At 40.5% G+C, this 21,532-nt stretch carries 18 protein-coding genes; 7 read left to right on the top strand and 11 right to left on the bottom strand.

What is annotated here, in order from left to right; translation table 11 throughout:
* Window positions 1-215 precede the first annotated feature (215 nt).
* The 3 genes from BUA16_RS12490 to BUA16_RS12480 are packed head-to-tail and all read right to left on the bottom strand — an operon-like array spanning window position 216 to window position 2,559.
* Window positions 216-1,262, bottom strand: coding sequence for a 1-phosphofructokinase family hexose kinase (locus BUA16_RS12490; protein WP_245795563.1), 1,047 nt, complete (start codon window positions 1,260-1,262; stop codon window positions 216-218).
* Between the two features lie 25 nt (window positions 1,263-1,287).
* Window positions 1,288-1,908, bottom strand: coding sequence for a phosphoribosyltransferase (locus tag BUA16_RS12485; protein ID WP_072765087.1), 621 nt, complete (start codon window positions 1,906-1,908; stop codon window positions 1,288-1,290).
* 12 nt (window positions 1,909-1,920) lie between these two features.
* The gene (locus BUA16_RS12480; protein ID WP_072765086.1) at window positions 1,921-2,559 is read right to left on the bottom strand and encodes a dienelactone hydrolase family protein; all 639 of its coding nucleotides are present in this window, start codon (window positions 2,557-2,559) and stop codon (window positions 1,921-1,923) included.
* A gap of 163 nt (window positions 2,560-2,722) precedes the next feature.
* Here BUA16_RS12480 and BUA16_RS12475 point away from each other — a divergent pair, with 163 nt between their 5' ends.
* From BUA16_RS12475 to BUA16_RS12465, 3 genes are read left to right on the top strand one after another with little or no spacing between them, the layout of a single operon-like run.
* Window positions 2,723-3,808 (top strand): efflux RND transporter periplasmic adaptor subunit, encoded by a 1,086-nt coding sequence (locus tag BUA16_RS12475; protein WP_245795562.1) that lies wholly within the window; start codon window positions 2,723-2,725, stop codon window positions 3,806-3,808.
* Window positions 3,805-5,067, top strand: a complete 1,263-nt coding sequence (locus tag BUA16_RS12470; RefSeq protein ID WP_072765085.1) for an ABC transporter permease — start codon at window positions 3,805-3,807, stop codon at window positions 5,065-5,067. Before BUA16_RS12475 ends, BUA16_RS12470 begins: the two co-directional genes overlap by 4 nt.
* Before the next feature lie 9 nt (window positions 5,068-5,076).
* The gene (locus tag BUA16_RS12465; RefSeq protein WP_072765084.1) at window positions 5,077-5,763 is read left to right on the top strand and encodes an ABC transporter ATP-binding protein; all 687 of its coding nucleotides are present in this window, start codon (window positions 5,077-5,079) and stop codon (window positions 5,761-5,763) included.
* 33 nt (window positions 5,764-5,796) lie between these two features.
* Here BUA16_RS12465 and BUA16_RS12460 read toward each other — a convergent pair whose 3' ends face one another.
* The 3 genes from BUA16_RS12460 to BUA16_RS12450 all read right to left on the bottom strand — a co-directional run bounded on the left by BUA16_RS12460 (window position 5,797) and on the right by BUA16_RS12450 (window position 8,311).
* Window positions 5,797-6,219, bottom strand: a complete 423-nt coding sequence (locus BUA16_RS12460) for a VOC family protein (protein ID WP_245795561.1) — start codon at window positions 6,217-6,219, stop codon at window positions 5,797-5,799.
* Window positions 6,220-6,454: 235 nt separating this feature from the next.
* Entirely contained in the window at window positions 6,455-6,853 is a 399-nt protein-coding gene (locus BUA16_RS12455) for a hypothetical protein (protein WP_072765082.1), read from the bottom strand.
* 612 nt (window positions 6,854-7,465) lie between these two features.
* Window positions 7,466-8,311, bottom strand: a complete 846-nt coding sequence (locus tag BUA16_RS12450) for a universal stress protein (RefSeq protein ID WP_072765081.1) — start codon at window positions 8,309-8,311, stop codon at window positions 7,466-7,468.
* A gap of 403 nt (window positions 8,312-8,714) precedes the next feature.
* On the opposite strand from BUA16_RS12450, the gene BUA16_RS12445 reads away from it, so the two are divergent.
* From BUA16_RS12445 to BUA16_RS12430, 4 genes are read left to right on the top strand one after another with little or no spacing between them, the layout of a single operon-like run.
* Window positions 8,715-8,924 carry a hypothetical protein gene (locus tag BUA16_RS12445; protein ID WP_072765080.1) on the top strand — a complete coding sequence of 70 codons (210 nt, stop codon included), beginning with the start codon at window positions 8,715-8,717 and terminating at the stop codon, window positions 8,922-8,924.
* An 11-nt stretch (window positions 8,925-8,935) separates the two neighbouring features.
* Complete coding sequence (locus BUA16_RS12440; protein WP_143150506.1) at window positions 8,936-9,457, top strand: hypothetical protein; 522 nt, start codon at window positions 8,936-8,938, stop codon at window positions 9,455-9,457.
* A 37-nt stretch (window positions 9,458-9,494) separates the two neighbouring features.
* Window positions 9,495-10,097 carry a CDP-alcohol phosphatidyltransferase family protein gene (locus tag BUA16_RS12435; protein ID WP_072765078.1) on the top strand — a complete coding sequence of 201 codons (603 nt, stop codon included), beginning with the start codon at window positions 9,495-9,497 and terminating at the stop codon, window positions 10,095-10,097.
* Window positions 10,098-10,106: 9 nt separating this feature from the next.
* The gene (locus BUA16_RS12430) at window positions 10,107-11,321 is read left to right on the top strand and encodes a metallophosphoesterase (protein ID WP_072765077.1); all 1,215 of its coding nucleotides are present in this window, start codon (window positions 10,107-10,109) and stop codon (window positions 11,319-11,321) included.
* A gap of 42 nt (window positions 11,322-11,363) precedes the next feature.
* Here BUA16_RS12430 and BUA16_RS12425 read toward each other — a convergent pair whose 3' ends face one another.
* The 5 genes from BUA16_RS12425 to BUA16_RS12405 form a co-directional block, all read right to left on the bottom strand.
* Window positions 11,364-12,362, bottom strand: a complete 999-nt coding sequence (locus BUA16_RS12425; RefSeq protein WP_072765076.1) for an MlaD family protein — start codon at window positions 12,360-12,362, stop codon at window positions 11,364-11,366.
* A 6-nt stretch (window positions 12,363-12,368) separates the two neighbouring features.
* A complete protein-coding gene (locus BUA16_RS12420) occupies window positions 12,369-13,103 on the bottom strand; it encodes an ABC transporter ATP-binding protein (protein ID WP_072765124.1) in 735 nt (244 codons plus the stop codon).
* Window positions 13,104-13,144: 41 nt separating this feature from the next.
* A complete protein-coding gene (locus BUA16_RS12415; RefSeq protein WP_072765075.1) occupies window positions 13,145-13,927 on the bottom strand; it encodes an MlaE family ABC transporter permease in 783 nt (260 codons plus the stop codon).
* A 160-nt stretch (window positions 13,928-14,087) separates the two neighbouring features.
* On the bottom strand, window positions 14,088-16,409 hold the full coding sequence (gene tamL / locus BUA16_RS12410) for a translocation and assembly module lipoprotein TamL (protein ID WP_245795559.1): 2,322 nt from the start codon (window positions 16,407-16,409) through the stop codon (window positions 14,088-14,090).
* Window positions 16,354-21,372: a translocation/assembly module TamB domain-containing protein gene (locus tag BUA16_RS12405; protein ID WP_072765074.1), complete on the bottom strand. Its 5,019-nt coding sequence runs from the start codon at window positions 21,370-21,372 to the stop codon at window positions 16,354-16,356. Before BUA16_RS12405 ends, tamL begins: the two co-directional genes overlap by 56 nt.
* Between the last annotated feature and the right edge of the window lie 160 nt (window positions 21,373-21,532).

The raw sequence follows: 21,532 nt of genomic DNA, 5'->3' as shown, positions 1-21,532 counted from the left end.
GGTGGTCGCGGCAATATATTTTTACTACAGTAGGAGTACCCCCAAATAGATTTGTATAAACAGTTATAATTCCCCCAATTGGCTACCTTTTAAAAACAACATCGATTCCTTCGCTATCCTTGCTGTTTTTTAATCCACTATTATGTTTTTAATAATGCTGCGAAGGTAGAGGGGGCATAGAGGGTATAAAATGACAAAAGTCAGGTTTGACTTTTTTAGAAACTTTTATTTGTTTCTTTTTCTCGGAGCTGTATCCATTCATAAATACCTTCAACATCTTCTTTTTTGCACAGTTTTGTCCCCGCCCGCATGGTGGTGGCTGTTCCACAGGCCACGCCATATTGCACCATTTCCAAAGGGGTAGCCCCCTGAAATGAACTACATACCATCCCGGCAACCATACTATCCCCTGCCCCAATAATACTTTGCTGGGAAACCACTACCCCTGGAATGTACGCTATGTTTTGGGCACTTACCAAAAGGGCTCCTTTGGCCCCAAGGGAAACCACCATAAACTCACAGGAATGTCGGTTTATAAAGTTCTTGGCCAAAGGTTCGAGTTCAGAATAGGAAATATAAGATACCCCGCAGAGCTCACTGAGTTCGGCCAAATTGGGCTTCAATAAGTATATTCTCCCTTTAATGGCTTCCAACAAGGCCTTACCTTTGGTATCTAGGACCAGTTTAGCTCCTTTTGCTTCGGCAATATCGGCTAGTTGTAGATAAAAATCGTCGGGAATCCCTGTGGTTAATTTTCCACTAGCTACTAAGTAATCGCCCGGGTTTAAAATACCCTCTACCGCTGTTAAACACGCCTTCCATTCGGCTTCCTTCACAAAAGGTCCGGGCATACTAAATCTGTAGGCCAATTGGGTCACCCTATCTTTTACGGCAAAATTTTCACGGGTATGCCCAGAAATGTGTACCGTTTTTATTGGAATGCCAGCGCTACCCAATAAGTTTGCTAAATGGGCCCCAGTTCGGCCGCCTTCTAAAAATAAGGCCATCGAACTACCCCCTAAATTGTGAATGGCCCTGGATACATTAATTCCACCTCCTCCTGCATGATAAAAAGCTTGTGTGGCAGCTAAGTTCGTATCGGGTCTTAAACCGACAACAGTAGTGTTTTTATCTACCAAAGGGTTTACCGTCAGTGTTATTATTTTTTGCATCTCTTTGGTACCATCAAAAACCATATTGGATTTGTTTTTAAATCGGATAAGGTTCCTCTTAAAATAATTAGCTGCTTCTATTAATACCAATTATGTCCTAATTAAAGCAAGGAACCTAATTGCTTTCTTCTAAAATACGGATAGCCTCGGCATCGCTTAGCTGATGGAAATTTTCATAAAACTGCCCCACAGCCTTAAAGATAACCGGTGTTTCCAAGCAAATCACTTCCTCCAATTCTGGCAGCTCTTTTAATTTTCGAATTGCCGAGGAAGGTGCAACAGGAATGGCTACTATAATCTTTTTTGGCTTTTGATGGCTTACCAAGGCTACGGTAACCAACATGGTATTTCCAGTAGCAATACCGTCATCTACGATTACCACCGTTTTACCTGCCAATGATTCTGGCCTTATATTTTTATAATATTGAAGATATCGCGCCTTCATTTTTTGCCGTAATCGGGCCGTTTCCTCTTTTATGTATTCTTGGGATACTCCCCCAACATCGCCAAGGACACTGTAATCCATGCTCACGGCTCCTATGGCATATTCCCTATTGCTAGGATGTCCTATTTTCTTGGAGAAGACAATGTTCAGTGGGGCGTCTAAGGATTTTGCGATAATGGCCCCCAGAGGAAGTCCGCCTCTAGGCACTGCCAAAACCAAGACATCTTCATTTTTCAGCGGTAGTAGTTTTTCTGCCAACTGAATTCCTGCATCTATTCTGTCCTTAAACATAAGATCCAATTTTTAGGTGAGATACTCTTTAAACCAAGCGGTTGAAAGGGTTGCAACTTCTTCTAATTTTCCCGGCTCTTCGAAAAGATGGGAGGCTTCGGGAACTATTACCAATTGGTGATCTCCTCTTAGTTCCGAAAATGCCTGTTGGTTAAGGGCTACGACCTCACGGTCCCATCCCCCTACAATAAAAAGCGTAGGTGCCTCAACGCGCGATAATACAGCCATGGCCAAATCTGGCCGCCCGCCCCTAGATACCACCGCTTGGATGTCGCTCCCTAAAAATGCACTGGCCCTTAATGCCGATGCTGCACCAGTACTCGCACCAAAATACCCCATTGCCAAGGCTTTGGTATGCTCTTGGTTTTTAACCCAATGCGTAGCCGCTATCAATCTTTTGGCCAATAAATTTATATTGAACCTATTTTCATAGACCAGATCCTCTTCTGCCGTAAGCAGGTCCAGTAAAAGTGTGGCCAAACCGTGGTCCTGTAAAACCTTTGCAACATAATTGTTGCGAGGACTTAGCCTACTACTACCACTGCCATGAGAAAATATAACGATACCAACGGCCCCCTCCGGAATCGTCAAATTACCAAGTAGACTAAGGTCTTGCATTTTAATGGATATGGCGGCTTGGTAACTAGGCATACTAGTATTTTTTATTCGCCCATAAAGTACTCCAGAACCTAGTACTTATACTATGATTTTCATCATAACAGCCATCTTTTTTTAACAATCGGCCCTTGGGATGACTTATCTCATGTTTCCGAGCTACTTTTTCTCTTTATTTTTACCTATTGCCAAACTATTGATGATGAGGTACCTATTCTGTGTTCTTTTGATTTATAACTTGCTATCATGTGGCGACCAACAAGAGCGGATGCACCCCACAAAGGGAATGCTTACGGAATCCGTTTACGCCTCGGTCACCATACAGCCCGACAGCCTTTACCAGGCCTATGCTTCTGTGGTGGGAATTGTAGAGCGCAACCTGGTTGAAGAGGGCCATAAGGTAGCAAAAGGCGATCCTATTCTTCAAATAATCAATTCGGCCCTGCTTTTAAGTACTGAAAATGCACGGCTGGCACTTGAATTAAGTAGGGAGAATTATAAAGGCCCTTCCCCTATTTTAAAAGATCTGGAGGAAGAGATGGCGGCGGCGGCATCGACCTTAAAAAATGACTCCATTAACTATGAGCGACAAAAAAAACTCTGGAATCAAAGAATAGGATCTAAAATAGAATTCGATAGCAGAAAACTTGCCTATGCACTGTCACAAAACAAATTAAACCTGTTAAAAAGCAATTATGGTCGTACCAAAAAAGAATTGGAAAACAAGGTTTTACAAGCTGACAACACCTATAAAAGTGCCCAAATAAGCTCCCAGGATTTTACAATAAGGAGCAAAATAAATGGCAAGGTCTACGCATTATACAAAAATCAGGGCGAGATTGTAAATACGATGGAGCCCTTGGCGGCCATAGGCAGTGATTCTGTTTTTATCATAGATATGCTGGTAGACGAGGTCGATATTGTAAAACTGGCATTGGGACAAAAAGCATTCATAAGCTTGGATGCCTATGCGAACCAAGTTTTTACCGCAACAGTCAGCAAAATATACCCTAGAAAAGACGAAAGGTCGCAAACCTTTAAGGTCGAAGCTATTTTTAACCAGATGCCCAAAGTACTATATCCTGGATTGGCAGGGGAAGGCAATATCATTATTGCCCAAAAGGATAACGCCCTTACCATCCCTAAAGAATACCTGTTGCCGGGAAACAAGGTGCAAACCGATCATGGCATCGTAGAAGTGACGGTAGGACTTCAAAACTTGGAAAGGGTGGAGATTTTAAAGGGCATAAACGAACATACTAGCCTGCTAAAACCAAAGGAATGATTAACTGGAAGGTCATATTGAACATCGCAAAGACCCATCTTATCACCAAGATGAAATCTACGGTAACCGCTGCCTTGGGGGTCACTTTTGGTATAGGGGCCTATATTACCTTGGTGAGTTTTATGACTGGACTCAACCAGATGCTCGACAGTTTGATCCTTAACCAGACCCCCCATATACATATGTACAATGAAATAGCGCCCTCTACACAACAGCCGGTATCCTTGTACGCGGAATACAGGGATGCCGTTCATATGGTTCACCATATAAAACCTAAAAAAGGTCAAAAGAAAATTCATAATGCCCTGCCCATCTTAAATTATTTAAAGGCCGATAAAAATGTAAAGGGCGCTACCCCCCAACTCCGCGAACAGCTATTTTACCTTTCTGGTTCTATAGAATTGGGAGGGAATTTGGTGGGCGTAGATATCATGGAAGAGGTACGCCTCTCCAATTTTCGCGACTATATTGTCGATGGAAGCCCCGAGGCCCTAAAAAACAATGAGAATGGCATCTTGTTAGGTGCAGGCCTGGCAAAAAAAATGTCCCTGACTACCGGAGACAGGGTGCAGATCAGCACCATAAGAGGCCATGTCTTTCCCTTAAAAATAGTGGGGATTTATCAAAGCGGTATTGCCGATATAGACAATATTCAAAGCTATGCCAATCTGTCTACCGTGCAGCGCATTACCGGGGAAGTCGAAAATTACATTACCGATATAAACATTAAACTCCATCATATAGAAATGGCTCCTGCAATAGCCCATAGGTTGGAAAAACAGTTTCAAATACAAGCGGTAGATATCAATGAGGCCAATGCACAGTTCGAGACCGGATCCAATATCAGGAACCTTATCACCTATGCTGTATCCATTACCCTGTTAATAGTAGCTGGTTTTGGAATCTACAATATCCTGAACATGCTTATCTATGAAAAAATGAAGGATATTGCCATCTTAAAAGCCACCGGCTTTTCCGGAGTGGATGTACAGCTCATTTTTATGAGTCAGGCCATGATCATCGGTGTCCTCGGCGGTGGTTTGGGACTCCTGCTCGGGTTTATCCTTTCGCGCCTCATCGATACGGTTCCTTTTAAGACCGAGGCCTTGCCTACCATTACCACTTACCCCATAAATTACAATCCATGGTATTACCTTATTGGCATAGCCTTTGCCCTGATCGCTACCTTTATCGCGGGCTATCTGCCCTCAGCCAAAGCAAAACGAATAGACCCTGTACGTATTATCCGAGGAACCTAAAACCAACCTATGAGCCTAGTCTTAGCCACAAAAAACATTGATAAATATTTTAAAAAACCGGTGCTTTTCCATGTACTCAAGGATATTTCTTTTCAAATAAAGAAGGGAGAGTTTGCCTCCATTATGGGGAAATCGGGTTCGGGAAAATCGACCTTGCTATACATTCTATCTACCATGGATACCGATTATACGGGTGAGCTGTTTCTTAACAATGAGCTGGTTACCGGGAAACGAGCGAGTGAACTATCTAGAATTCGGAATAAGAACATAGGCTTTGTATTTCAGTTTCACTATTTATTATCCGAGTTTAGTGTACTAGAAAATGTAATGCTCCCTGCAAAAAAATTGGCTGAGAAATCCACTGCCGAAATAGAGCACGATGCCATGGAAAAACTGAAAATGCTCCATATAGGACATTTGGCCAAACAAAGGGCGTCTAGAATATCGGGAGGCGAAAAACAACGGGTAGCCATCGCTAGGGCCCTGATCAACAACCCCTCTATTCTAATGGGCGATGAGCCTACGGGGAATTTGGACAGCTATAACTCAGAAAATGTATTCCAGATTTTTAAGCAATTAAAGGAAGAACAAGGCCTATCTTTATTGGTCGTTACCCACGACTTGGATTTTGCCAAACGAACCGATAGGATCATAGAAATGGAAGACGGTAAAATAATCCCCTCAATGAACGGCTAGACGAAACTTCAAAAATAGTTCCTCCTTGGTATCTTATGCCGTGCTAAAGATTTCATTATTATTTTTAAAACTTTTAAACTCTACCATATACCCATTGGGATCCTGGATAAAAAAAGAAAGGTGCTCGCCTACCTTATCTTCCAAAAAAGTAACTTCGGTAGTAATATCCAGGTCCAATGGCGATAATCGGGCATATAATTTACACCATAAATCCGTATCGACTATGATACCAAAATGAAAAGAAGGCAGTATTTCGGTCCCCAAGCGATAACTTTTATATTCAAAATTAAAATCGCCGGCCTTGGTAAATGTTATTTGATTTTGATACAGATCAATATCTATCCATTGATCCGTACTCCTTCCCAAAGAAGCTCCTAAAATTTCTAAATAAAATTTTTTGGTCTTCTGTAAATCCTTACTAGGAAGAGAAAGATGGAAAGGAAAATTTTTCATCATTGACGCTATAAAAAAGTTCAAAGTATCTAAAACAAACCCAAAAACAGGTTTAGGAAACAACCAAACCCTTTCAATATACGTGCCGCCGATCACAGGCTATAAGCATTTTAAAATAATGGCCATCGCTAGCGCTAATTTCAAGAATCATTACTAAAAAGGACAAAAACCCTTATAAATCCTTAGAGAATACGTTCTGGTTCTTTATGAGATGTATTTTTTTTTGAGTCCTGGAGTATTACAATAGATTTCCGACATACTGAAACACACTTACTTTATAGTCATTGAAGGCGATAAACAACTGCTCGAATCGCTGTTTAAAGGTAGTGTGATTTTCCATATAAAAGGTATCACAGTAAATATCCTCGCATTCTAAAATCCCCCTTAACTCATCTTCATACTCCAATACCTCATTTTTAAGAAGGTGTATTTCTTTCGTCTTGGTTTCCAAGGCGGTCTTGTAGTTTTTGAACCGTTGATTATGATCGGTCATGACATCCTGGTATATTCCCGTATTCAATAAGCTACCTAGGAAAACCGCTTCTTTTTCCATATACCCTACCAATGATTTCCATAGCATCGTATCACTATGAAAGTCTTTGAGGATTTCTTCCGATGTATTTCCCTGGTGTAACATTCTCAATGATTTAAAATATTTACGAAATTTAAATTATCCTCCTCATTTAATTAATGATCGTTATCAGTTCCCTCCCAATTACCCGGATTTGGACCTTCATAAATATACCAAATCCATTGCTGATCTTTATAAGACACCATCTTTTATTTTTGTAATCGCCTCTTTTATGACAAACGGCATAGCTCATTTTTTCGTTGACGGACACCTTATAATTGAGTTAAATATTGTGATTTTTTTCTTTAGGGGTAGAAATCCCGTCTTCTTTTAGCCCCTTTTTGTAGTTATTTGGGCGTTCCCTCCTTCGTCGGGCGGGCCCTTGTCTATATCCCTTGCTCCGCTGCGGGGATGCCGCCGCGGTCCCTAACGCGTATTAATCTAAAAATGTAGCCATTATTAATTATAACAGTACTAAAACAAGTCGGTCATCGGGAGTTTTATTGCTTTGGTTTTATCTATATTGCTACATTCACCATTCGGTTTGTGCATACTTTTAACCACTAGGTCCTGAGAAACAAAAAAGAGAAATTTAAAGCTACTGCTATCAGAAAGTCCATTTTACATCAGAAAAACTTTCCTTAATAGAACAATATACGAACTCATTTTTCAGTCTGCCTAAAGTCCAGAAACGTTATAGCTCAAGAGGGGCACAGGGGTATTTCTTTCCATTTTTTTCACCAGATCGGATTGAAAGTACCTTTGAAAAAACCCACTGTCCTTTCTTTCTAACATAGCCAACAAACCCGCATCCGAATCTATCAGATACCGTATCAAGGCTTCCAATATATTTTCTGAATATAACAAATGAAACTCCAATTTAGAATAGACTACTTTCTGTTGTAGGATTTCTTTAAACCAATCCATTTGGTCCTGACCGTTCTTTTCTTTCTGGGAAGTAATATGAACAACATTTAGCTGGGCGTCGAATAAACCGGCAATTTGGACAAATTTTCGAATCGCATAAATATCGGCCTCTTCAAAATCTGTCGCGTACACCATGGTTTTCAGGCTTTCCAAAGAACTATTCTCTGGCACGGCCAAGACCGGACAAGGAGTTTTCTTTATAAGGCCTTCCGCAGTGGTACCGAACAACATTTCCTTTAATATCCGTTCCCCTTTGGTTCCCACTACTATCAAATCGGCCCCAAGTTCAACTGCCTTTTCCCGAATCCCGTCTACTACAGAACTTTCTTCATGTACTTCCCATAGTAATTGTTCCCTGTTTGTTTCACTCTTCATCTGTGCCAAACAAAAGTCCATTAATTTATTTTTATGTTCCGTATACAAGCGTTTTTCTTTAGTGATATAGGAAATAGATACCGTACTTGCCAAGGTTAATGGCATATCAAAAACATGTAACATTACCATTTGGGCATTACTTTTCTTCGCCAATGCTTCGGCATAGTGCAGAGCAGTAACCGAATTTTGGGAATAATCCGTGGCGTACAATATGGTTTTCATATGCGGATTTTTATTGTTTCATAATGGTCAAACTTCGGAGGCGCTCAGTACAAGCATCTAATTCACATAGCAGCATGCGTACTTGGTACCAGATTTCGGTCATGCTCATTTCAAAGGTTTCTATCTTTTTTCATTAGCGCTGTTCGACCCCCTTATGAAACATGAAACTACCAATTAGGGCCAACACATAAAATGATATTCATCAGTAGCTTAAAATATGTCCCCTATATGATTTGTGTCATTCTTTTTCGGATAGGAAAGTCATAGATTTACTTTAACACGCTTAAAAGACATTAAAAAAAAAGCACCTAAACACTTTAAAAACTAATTAATTACAATGCAATTCCTTTATAAACAACCCAATAAACCGATCGGATATTAGCAGACTAAATCATTTACTATCATGGACAAATTACAACGTATACTTACGGAAATCACCCAGTTGACCAATACCATAAAGGCAGAACACCCCCAGCTCTATAAATTCTTGGATGAAGACCCTATCACCATACCGACAAAGGACCATCCGGATATTACCTTAAAGGTCATGAAAGATTATTTAGACAGTCTAAAACAAATCCTAAAACACAGTTTGGATTCCACTAAAAAATAGCCCGAAAATTTATGAAAGCATTTAATAAAATATGGCCGGTGATCTTTTCTTTGCTACTCCTATTCCTTATTTTTTTAATGTGGTACCATAATACTTACGCAATGAGCGAGGCCAGTGAATATGATGAAAATTCCATTTCCTTAGACTCCAAGCTCCTGATTGCCACCCAAGGAAGCGAATTTAAGAATCGGCTTACCCAAGAAGTCGTGGCCTATTACAAAATGAAGGAAGTATATATAAAGGTCATCGATGTATCCTCCTTAGAGCGTATAAACCCTATCAATTACGATGCTATCCTACTTTTACATACCTGGGAGTACTGGAAGCCTCCAACCGAAGTGAAATTATATATAGAAAGACAACAAGAACTCCTAGATAGAATGGTTATTTTAACTACCTCCGGGAAAGGAACCTCTAAAATGAAGGAGGTCGATGCAATCACCGGAGAATCTATATTAGAAGACATTCCGTATTATGTAAATACTATTACCAAAAAACTAGACTCTTTACTTGGTGGTAATTTTGTAAATTAAGGGGACTCGTATAAATCAGTGACTCGTTGTAACCCATATGTTTAATTTTAAAAAATATAATATTGCGGATTGGTTTTCATTTTACCGCATTTTGGCCGTTCCATTGCTTTTAAGCCTTATTGCCTTTGAACAACGAGCGTTGTTTTCGTGGTTTTTGCTCATTAGTTATAGCACCGATGCCATTGACGGTTACTTGGCCAGGAAATTTAAGATATCCAGTGCACGAGGTTCTCAATTAGACTCTATGGGGGACCAAATCACCCTAGTGGTTGGACTCATAGGCCTGTTGGTTTTTGAGTTTCCATTTATAAAAGAAAACTACCTCCTTATTCTCATAGCCTTTGTTCCCTACCTCATTCAAATGGCTATTGCCTTTATAAAATATGGAAAGGCTACGGCTTTTCACACCTATTTGGCAAAATTATCGGCAGTGGCCCAAGGGGCTTTTATCTTGTGGCTCCTGTTTTTTGGTCCTCTTTATTGGTTGTTTTACCTCATGATCGTATTGGGGGTTTTAGAAACCATCGAAGAAATAACGCTAATTTATATGTACAAAAATTGGGTAAAAGATGTCAAAGGTATCTTTTGGGCTATTAAGGATAAAAGAAGGTTTAACAATACTAATGCTATTAAACCATAATACTACCGTATGCGTTCGTATTCTCTTTTTGCCATTTTTCTTTTGTGTTTGGTACTGCTGTTGGTCGATTCCTTGGCCTTTTATTGGCTGCAGGCTATCTCCTATCCGATTTCTTCTACCGGTTTTAAAACCTTTATTTATAGCAGCTTTTGGTTTTTTACAATCGGATTGGTCACCGCCATATTGGTATTAAAAATCCGGATAGACAGTATTTCCCCCCAGCGCAAGCATCTCTTAATTTCTTCCCTATACGGATTGACGGTATCGTCCTTTATCCCTAAACTGATTTTTGTGATCGTTATTTCGGTACTTTACTTTACCAATTATATGTTCTCCGAAACAGATTCGCTTATTATCATTCCACTCATAGGTGTTTTTTCAGGATTTTTACCGTTTTTCGTCATTCTCTATGCGGTTTTTAAAGCGGTGTACCGCTTTAAAGTCCATCGTATTACAATAAAAAGCGAAAAGCTGCCCAAAAGTTTTGTAGGCTTGCAGATCGTTCAAATATCGGACCTGCATTTGGGCAGTTTTAATTATAGATACCACATTTTAAAAAGGGCCATTGCCACCATCAACCATTTAAACCCCGATATTATTTTTTTTACGGGCGATTTGGTCAATAACTATTCATGGGAGTTAAGGGGGTGGGACCAAGTTTTAAAAAAACTATCGGCCAAGATCGGAAAGTACGCTGTATTGGGGAACCACGACTATGGCGATTACAGCACATGGGAGTCTAAAAGTGCCAAAAAGGAAAATTTTGAGGCTATTAAAAATTTCTTTGCGACCATAGATTTCCAATTATTGCTCAATCAAGCAGTCCTTATCGACAAAAACGGAGAAGAGATAGCGGTTATCGGTGTGGAAAATTGGGGCAATCCACCCTTCAAACAATACGGAGACCTTGAAAAATCCCTAAAGAAGGTGCAGGAGGTTCCTTTTAAGATATTGCTATCCCACGATCCCTCCCATTGGACAGAAGAGGTGGTGGGAGCTACGGATATTGCCCTTACCCTATCGGGCCATACCCATGGTATGCAAGCCGGAATACGGCTAAAAAACAAAAAATGGAGCCCTATTAAATATAAATATGAACACTGGGCTGGCCTGTATAGGCAAAACCATCAGTACCTGCATGTTAATAGAGGGTTAGGATGGTTGGGATTTCCAGGTAGGCTGGGAATGCGCCCGGAAATTACGCTGATTGAACTCGAAAAATAAGCCCTGATATTTTTAACGTACACACAGTGAACGCAATAGTGTCTACAATTGGCCTTCGAGCGCTTGTTCCGCTTCTTTTTTCTGCTTTCTTTCTAATTTCCTAAAATACCTACGGGTAAGGAAACTGTGTTTTAGAGCTTCCATATTTTCATTAAAACGCCGACTGCCTTCATCGACATTCTTCATGGTATTTTGCAGATGATGTACCAAGGTGGTATCCTGGGACAAATAATGAATGGCCCCCCGCCCCTCTTTAACATCACTTATAACTACATTGAGCTCCTTCAGCATTTCTTCTACTGCTCCCCCCGAGGTTTCCAAATGATCTATTATAGTCCGTATTTTTTGGGCCGATAGGGTATCGCTTAAGAAAAGTCCAGCAGTACTTTCTTCAAAATTCATACTCCCTATCATATTGTTTAAGCCTGCAATAGCACTAATGGCCGTATTGCTGCTATGTTTAAGATTGGTGATGGTTTGCTGAAGATCCCTGGCCATAAGGGTATCGTTCAGAAGTTTTCCCAAGGTACCATTTCCCTTCACCATGGACTCTGATACCTTTAATAAATTGGAGGTGAGCATGGCGGCATTTTCTGTGGTGACATTTAAGGTACGGAGCATATCTTGGGTAGCGATTCGACTATAAGACCGAAGTTCGTCATTTGGTGCTATTAAAGGCCTAGCGCCTTCTCCAGGAATGATATTGACGATCATACTCCCTACAAAACCATCAGATCCTATCGTTACCACGGCATCTTTCCTAATATATTGGAGCATATTTTCATCGATGACCATACGAATCCTGATACTGGTATCATTTTCCATTTCAATGCTCTTTACTGTACCTACGTTGATTCCGGAAAAACGAACGTTGTTCCCTACTTGAAGTCCGTTTACATTACTGACAACCGTATTAATGACGAAGGTTTTATTAAAAAGACTCTGATTATTCCCTATTAGGTACGCGCCCACAACAATTAAAATAGTTCCTATGATCACAAAAACCCCTAGCTTTAATTTTTCAGATGCTGTCTTTCCCATGACTGTTTATTTAAAAAAGGCTTTCACCTTTGGGTCGTTTATCTGTATTAACTCATTAAATGTTCCTTCTATATAATTTATTCCATCAATTAACAATATCATACGATCTGCAATCACCCGGGCACAATCCACATCGTGGGTAATAATTAAGGAGGAGGTCTGGTATTTCTTTTGAATCCGCAACATCAATTCTATAATTTCTTTAGAGGTAATAGGGTCTAGCCCACTGGTAGGCTCATCGTATAATATAATTTTAGGTTGTATGATCAAAGTCCTGGCCAAGGCCACCCGTCGTTTCATTCCGCCCGACAATTCTTCGGGCATAATATCGACGGTATGGGCCAGACCAACGTTTTCCAGGGCTTCCATTACCAAAGAATTGGTATCTAGATTATTCCCCATTTTTTTTTGATGCCGTCGTAGGGGGAATTCTAAATTTTCGCGAACGGTCATTGAATCGTACAGGGCACTCCCCTGAAAAAGAAACCCTATTTCGGCCCGTAACTCATCAAGCAGCTTTCGGTTCAGTTTGGCCACTTCCTTGCCCATGACCATGATACTACCACTATCGGCTTGCATAAGGCCTACCAAACACTTGATCATTACAGATTTTCCGGAGCCGGACTTGCCCATTATGACCAAGTTTTCTCCTTTGTAGAGTTTCATATTAAATCCGTTCAGGACGTGATTATCCCCAAAACTTTTTCGCAAATCCTTGATCGCAATGACGGCCTCGGGCATGGCCCTGGATTGCTGTACGGAGGTTATGTTTTGAGTAGCTTTCATAGATCATAAAAAATATCGGAAATAAACACGGCTATAAAATCCAGTATAAAAATGAGCATAGAAGCCATTACCACGGCGGTATTGGCTGCTACCCCTACGCCCACCGTACCTTTCTTACAATTATATCCTTTAAAACAACCGACCAGACCAATGGCCATTCCAAAAAAAAAGGACTTGACTATTGCGGGAATAAGATCACCAAAACTCAAGGCGTCGAATACTTGGTTGAAATAGAGTTGAAACGAAACGTTTCCTTTAAAATTTTCGACCAAAAAAGAGCCGTACAAAGCCAGCACATCGCCAAAAATGGTCAAAATCGGAATCATCATGGTCGTAGCGATAATTCTGGTGACCACCAGATATTTAAACGGATTGGTACCAGAGACTTCCATGGCATCTATTTGTTCGGTAACGCGCATAGAGCCCAATTCTGCTCCCATCCCAGAGGCAATACGTCCGGCACATATCAACGCAACGATTACGGGGCCTATTTCTCTAATAATAGATATCCCAACCATATTAGGCATCCAGGACACTGCTCCAAATTCTTCTAGAGTGGGCCTGGTCTGTAGCGTTAAAACCAAACCTATAATAAAACCTGTAATGCCTACCAATGGCAGGGAACGGTTTCCAACGCTATAACATTGGTGCAAGAGCTCGGAAAATTCGAATGGGGGCTTGATGGCTTCCTTTAAAAAGCGGCCAAAGAAAAAGGACAACTCCCCTATTTGTTCAAAGAATTGCCTTATCCCTACCACTATGTGAGACCCCATAACCATACACCATATGCCGTATTAGCGTTATTACACCCAAATATAACCTAGTCAGGCAGAGATACATATGACCTACATCATACCGTATCATGGTGTTTTTCGTTAAATAGAAGGATAAAAACAGCTACTTATCTTTTTAAACAACACCCCATTTGCATAACGCTTACTAAAATGGATATCCAATAGCAAAATTTAAGATGGGTTCTTTAATCCCTACTTCCCAACGATCCTTCTTGGGCAAATACGGTTTGTTAAAAGGGGCGGCCACATCTAATCGAATGACAAAACTCTGAATATCTACCCGCAATCCGGCCCCTACGCCAACCCCTAGCTCGTTTATAAAATCGGAAGTAAACCTTCCTCCTGGCAAAGATTCATTTTCTTTGATCAACCAAACATTACCAGCATCGGCAAACAAAGCTCCTTTAAAAAACGAATATATGGGAAAACGGTACTCAATATTGGCTTCTAGCCTAATATCCCCAGACTGATCGAAGTAATTGGTTTGGTTATCAGTGCTCGGCAGGTAGCTCCCTGGCCCTAAAGACCTTATTCTAAAGGCACGGACACTATAAGGCCCCCCGGAATAATATTGTTTGGAAAAAGGAAGGGCCGTAGAATTTCCGTAAGGCAGGCCTATACCGCCAAAAACCCTAGAGACTAAGGTTTGGGAATTCCCCAGTTTCAAGTAATGTCTAAAATCTACATCAAACTTGGCATATTGGGCGTATTCCAATCCTAAAAAGGTATTTTTTCCGGTATCGTTTTTTTTCTTGCTGAGCAAACTCAAGGTATTTCCCGCTATATCAAGATTAAAATTGAAAAAGACGGAATGCTTCCTCTTTTGTCTTAGGAGCTCATTATAAGTAAAAGAATAGCTGAGACCAGCGATAAACTGCTGTCTAAAGCTGCTTTTTAAATACGGATTTTCATTTAAAATAGCTTCAAATTCTGCGCTGCTTTTAGAAAGCTTTACATAATTGAAACCCAATGGCACCAGTTCATGAAAAACATATTTATTGGCATTATACAAATATCCAAAAGAGGTATTATAGGAGTGTACATTATATAATTGGCTCCGTTTAAAAAATTCGGCCCCCACTTCTATTTTTGTCTTGGGCACCCCGTATTTAAAACGTCCTTCCGTTCTTATAGGCGCTAACAAACGCGGAAAGACCATACTGCTTTTTAGACCAATTTTCGTGCTGCTTAGCCCCGCATTCTCTTTGCCTCCCAACTGCGTTTCGTATCCCCCATCGACACTTAAATTTAAGGTTTCCCCGCCTTGAAATAAATTTCTATTGCTATAGGTTACCGCTAGGGAAGGACCAGCAAAATTATTAGATTTTGATACCGCTTGTAATTCTGTACGGATAGACCTTTTGTTCAAAGGCGATAGATATATCCGGGCATCCAAGGCCCCAATACTGTCCGTGCTAATTAGACTATCGGCAACCAGCTCGTTATATCTGATATTGACAAACTTATAAGTCCCGATAGAAGACAGTCGATTGCTGCTAAGCCTAGATGCACTTGGGGTATAGCGTTTTCCCTTTTCTAATAAAATATAGGGAGACAACCGTTTTGGTTTAAAAAACAAGGGTTGCTGAAGAAAATCGATACCATCTAAACGTACGGAATCCAGGGCTTGCCCCTTTTCATCAATCATGTAATTAGGATAAACGGTAATGTCCTTGATAATATAGGGAATCTGGGATTTTTGAGGTACCTCTTTCTTTAGTCTTAAGAAAAGATCGAAACGCCTGTTCTTGTAACGATTGGTATCCGCTTCAAAAATTAAAAAATCGCCATTGAAATTATAATATCCCTGAGATTTTAAATCGGCATCTATACGTTCGCGTTCCTGCTTCAAAGAAGCCAAATCATAACGATTTCCTTTTTTAAGGACGCTGGCACCTAAACTCTTTTGGATGGCCTTATAAATAGGGAGGGAATCCGTGTCCAATTGATAGGTTTCCATGGTATAGGGCTGACTGACCTCTACCTGATACACTATCGAGGCGCTGTTTTTATTACTGATTTCCTTTGAAGAAATATCATTGTAAAAAAAACCGCGATTTTCCAACCTATTCTGAATAAGCTCTTTGGTCTTTTCGGCATTTACATCTGATAAGTACACCGGCTTTTCCCCTATTTTTTTATTTAGGAACTTATTGATAAAGCCCGGTTTCTCTCCTTGTGCTTTAAAATGGGCATAGAGCCCTAAATAGATTCCCAAAATTTTGGAATTGGGCACAGGACGCAATAAGGCGTCCAATTCCCCGGCTACCACTTTTAGATCTTTTACGGGCTCTTCCGAAGTCAATTCCAATTTCCCGCCTGCATATAATTGTGCTCCTTCTGGAATGTACTTTTTTACACTGCAAGAATGCAGTACAAGCCCCAAAAGGAGTATCCCTACCCACATTATTTTATTCCTTTTGTCCACCATTTTCTTGCTTTTGTGGTGCTTTTTGGGTTTCATCATCTTTCAATTGTCGTGACCAAAGCTCCTTGAATTTATTAAACTCCCTATTAAAAATAAGGGCTACCCCAGTAACGATCAGCTGTCCGTCGATGACACTTTCGAATTCGTTCTTTCGAAACCCTTTTATTCTAAAACGTCCGTTCTCTGTCAACAAGTACTCCAAATTTACATTTCCAATGACGGGGGTACCTTCACCAGAGACCTGACTACTCCCTTCTAAATCTACTTCACTACCGACTTGGACTATTAATCTATTATTAAATAAACGCTTGCTGGCACTAATATCTAACTGCGTCCTGTCTTGGGGAGCATCTCCTTGATAATCGGTAAAACTGTCCAATCCAAAATCGAGATCCACTCCGGTTTTGCCTATCAATTTTTCCGAAAAATTGTTCAGCTGACCAGACAGCACTTTGTTTACATTGTCGCGGGCTATAGACGCTGCCCCTCCCGAGCTCCCATCACTTGTAGCTCCGGGGAAGAACCTATTGAGCACCAATAGGGAAAACACCTGTTTGTTAAGTTCTTCCTCTTGTTTGTTCAGCTGTTGTACCTGCCCGTAAACCGCTCCTCCAAATGCCCCTTGTTCTGCTTCTGGAATATCTAAATTAAAAGACAATTCCGGTAACAATAGGGAGCCGTCGACATTTAGATAAACCAAAAAAGGTACTTTTTGCTTGTATTTGCTACTTTCAGCGGCATTTTGGGTCGATATTTTTGTGGCCATCAAGGGGGCGGCCGAGGTTTCAACCTTATAAATGGCCTTAATATCCAAGGACGCATCCAAAGGATCCCCGTTCCAAATAATACTGCTTCCCGGTGATATTTCGAACCTCCTTTTTACCAAATTATAGAGACTGGCTTCGTAATGGCCCTTTTTCACTTCATACCTACCCGAAAGGGTTGTTCTTCCACTAGGTTCTACCCCCACTATAAAATCGCCTTTTCCAGAAATCTGAAAATTGTCGCCACTGCGTTCGTCGATAACAATGGTAAAAGTAGCATTGTTTTCTACGGACAGCTGAGTATCTATGGCATAGCCGGTGAGTATGGCAGAAGAAGCCCCATCGTCTTTGTTCCTTGTTAAAATATCATTGGGGTTTTCTTTATTGACAAAAATGACTACCCCTTCTCGCTCGGTGATGTCTAACTGGGATTCTGGAACAACAAAAGTAAAATCGGATCCTTCGTTAATCCTAAGGATACCGGTTATTTTTGGCATTTTCAAATTTCCCGAAAGGGTCATATCTGCATCCATTTTTACCTTCCCGTAATACTGTTGGTTATCTTCGATGGTAGCGTTGATGACTTGAAAATCGTTAGCCTTCACCTTTAGGGCAAAGGTGGGGTTTAGCAAGTTCTTTGTACCCACTTCCCCATCTAAGGCAAAGCGGTTGCTATTGGCATCGGTAATGGTAAAATTACGGAGATATATACCTTTGTTATCTAGACTTACCGTTTCATGGGCCATGGTAAACCTGGTATTTAAACTCTTCAATAACAGCCCTGCCTGGTCAAAATTAAAGCTGCCTTGGTACAAGGGTTCTTCAAGGGTTCCAAAAACTTTAAACTTTCCGTTGACACTACCGGTAGTCTCAGTGATAGCCCCTTGGGCAAACTGCTCCAAGGCTTTTATTTTTAACTCGTTTAGTACGAGGTCTAAATTTAATTCTGCCCCACTTTCGGCCGCTAGGAAACCGCCGTTTACGGATAGGTCCAAATCGCCTCCGTTTACCCTAAGGTCAAAATCATAATTATTTCCATTTTTGGAAGTAGCCCTAGTAGCCAAATGGCCCATCGGAATCCCGGTAATCTCTAGTTGCTCTATATCTAAATCCGTTACCAAACCAGTACTTCCAAATGGGTCTTCGAGGATAAAGTTTCCTTTTAGGGTTCCTTTGGCCAAGGACTCATCCGGATTTAACAAACTGCTAAAGGTCGATAGTCTAAAATTTGAAAATAGAACCCCAATATGTTCTTTTTTCTGGTCGGAAAAGCTTGAACTGACAGCCAATTCCTGTTGGTTTCTACTCAGTATAAAATCTTTAGCCCTTATATAATTTGGAGCATACAACAGCTGGTTTTCAGCGGGTATTTGCCATTGTTTTTTATTAAATATTAAAGATTTAGGATTAATATGAAGCGCTAAAGTGTCGCCTTGTTTTTCTATTTGGGTCGCTAGATACACTAATTTTTCACTATGGTCCATGGCATTAAAATCCAAGAACAAGGTCTTGTCTTTTACCTCTCCATCAAAATAAGTTTTTTTGATCAACAATGGACCAGACTCAAGGCCCTCAATCCCGAAAGTAAACTTTAGGGCAGCACCTACCCCCTCTAGGTTTAAATGCAGGCTGTCTACTTTACTTTCCTTATACTGTATAAAAGGAGCCTGTAAATTGGCTGTGATGGTATTATCGGCTTCCTTATAATCGAAGTGAAGCTTAATATCTTCCATCCTTTCCAATCCCGGCAATAAAACCTTTTCCAACATGGGGGTTTTGTGCACCCTTAGATCCATTTTCATGGTCGTAGGCACTATTGCCTCCTCTCTTTTTGTACTATCCTCCAAATAACTATTAAACTGCTGCCGAAGGGCTGCCAAAAGGTATTCGGGATTTTTATTAGATTCCAAGGCTACCATTAGCATTTTACCCGTCATGTTTAGAAGGGTTCCCCTGTCATCAACCCTTGTGTTGATGGCAACATCATCTATAGGATATGAGGTTTTGTTGTAAACGGTCACCCCATCGGTAATAGTCCCTCGGAAATCAAACTGCTCGGCACTGCCTTTAAAATTGGCTTTTAATTTTAAAGTTGCCCGAATATCGTCCTTGGTAATGCCCAGGGCTGCAAAATCGGCTCCTTTTAGGTCTATAAAGACATCAAATTCTGGGGATACACTATCTAAGGCAACTATGGTATTCGCAAAAAGGTCTAGGTTGTTATCCTTAAAATTTAAACGAACCGCTCCCTTCCCTTTCTTTAGTTCCCCATTTAGGGTAAGATTGGCATAATTATAATGTAACAATTGCAGCTCGGAAAAATCTACCTGAACTCCGGCATCCAAACTATTTACATCCTTTCCTTTTCCCCATGTATTGGCGGTAAAGCTAATTTTCCCCAAGGCATCGTTTTGCAACAATTTGTCTAGTTCCAATCCTTTTACCTGAAGTAGCCCTTTAAAGGCCAATGTGTTTTTAGACGTTAGTTGCCCATCAAACAGCAGATCTCCTTCTGGCATATTTATGGTTAGTTTTGAGACAACATCGTCTAGACTTCCCTTGAATTGTGCCTTTACTATTAGGGTTTTGGGAATATCCACCCCCAATTGGGATTCAGAAACAAAACTTGAAATGGCCTTTTTATCGGTCCTAAAATTCAATTTGGAAATATCGAAGTTCAAGGATTTAGGTTCCATAGGATTATGTACACTTCCCTTAATATCGATAGTAGTAGCCTTGCCCCAAGCTATAGCGGTATTGTCTATTTGTAAATTTTCTAAAGTACCGCCGGCCGTAACGCGCGCTCTTAATGGGTGAAGTCCCAAACTTTTAAAATAAGGATTCTTTTCCAAGGTTGGCTGAAATACAAAAGCATCGGAAACACCTAGCTGGATTTCTGGAAAACCTGCGTTAATTCTTGTTTTTTCTGGCGTTTGTATAAGGTGATCAATAGATTCGTATTGCAGTAACACCTTGCCTTGAAGTCTACTATTGTTTGTCCCCATGACAAGATTCGTCAAGGATAGGTCCCTTTGGCCTGCCATAAGTTTAAAGCCAAGCTCATTTATGGCGAAACCGCTCTTCTCCCTAAAGGAAAAATCATCCAAGACAAGTTGGGCATTTTTATCTAATAAGGATATTTCCGAGAGATGAAGTGACACTACTGAGAAACCCATGTCCTGGGCGTTAAAAAGGCCTTTGGTAGCGGAAACATCTCCATCCTTATAGGAGAACTGGTTATCATTAAGGCTTATTTCGGCTACACTTATATCCCAATCTGGCCATATAAAACTTGGTAAAGTTTCCTTTTCTTCGGAATCTTTTAAGGTAGGATTGGCCTTGGTCGCAGTTTCTAAGTGAAAATAAGACTTATTAATGGCCAAACTGCTAAGTTCTATCTTTTTTTGGGCAAGATCGGCCTGGGGCAATTTCAAAAGAAAATCACCTATTTCTATCTCGGCGACCATTTCTTGTGGTTGATCTTTATAGGTAGCTTTTACATTGTTTAACATCAACGCATCTATTGCTATATAGGGCAAGGCAGTACTAGTGGTATCTTGTACCGATGCGATTAGTTTTGACTGTTCATAGAAAATGGATGTATTGGATATAGAAGCTTCTCCCAGATGAAATTTCATGCTCGCAAGATCTATCTCCTTCATTTTTAGTATCACCCCCCCCAAATGAAGGTTTCCTAGCATTCCCGAGACCTCATCTTTTATGGCAATATCAAAATCACTAAAGACCACACTCCCTATCTCCATCGCCATTGGCTCCGTAGGGGCTTGGGTTGTTGTGACCGAAGTATCTGTAGGTGATGAAAAGGCGTCCACTAAAAACTCGTAGTTATAGGCTAAAGCGCCCTGTTCTTTAGCTATCCTTGCTTTTACCCCAGACCATGCTAATTTTTTTAGGTGGAATTTATCTCCCCGTATCAAGGGCACCAACGCCAGTGAAGCTTCTAATTCCTTAGAATATATTAAAGTATCTCCTTGCTGATCTTCCAGATAAAGTCCCTTCAGAAGAATATTCCCGTTAAAAGTGATATACAACTTTTCTACCTCAACTCTTGTTTTGGTTTTGTCAGCCAAGTACCCCACCACTTTGTCGATAATAATATCCTGCCCCCAGGAGCTACGTACAAAAAGAAGGCTTGCTCCAAACAATAACAAGATAATCCCTACCAACCTGGAAAGAACTCTAAAAACACTGTTATGATACCACTTCTTTTCGCTCATATAATTTTACTACAAAAATCATCTATTATTGGCGTTTTTCAGGCCATGAATACGTTAAACAATCCTAAAAATATGCGGAGTTTAGGCATCTGGATTCTTTTTTAAAGAACCACGGGGCCTACTCCAGTATTGGTAGTATAAAAGTAGAAAACAAAGACAA

It is taken from the genome of Arenibacter nanhaiticus (genome assembly GCF_900141935.1).
In the GTDB taxonomy this organism is placed as follows: Bacteria; Bacteroidota; Bacteroidia; order Flavobacteriales; family Flavobacteriaceae; genus Arenibacter; species Arenibacter nanhaiticus.
Note: the sequence above shows the minus strand (reverse complement) of the source record. Positions and strands in the feature narration are given on the sequence as shown.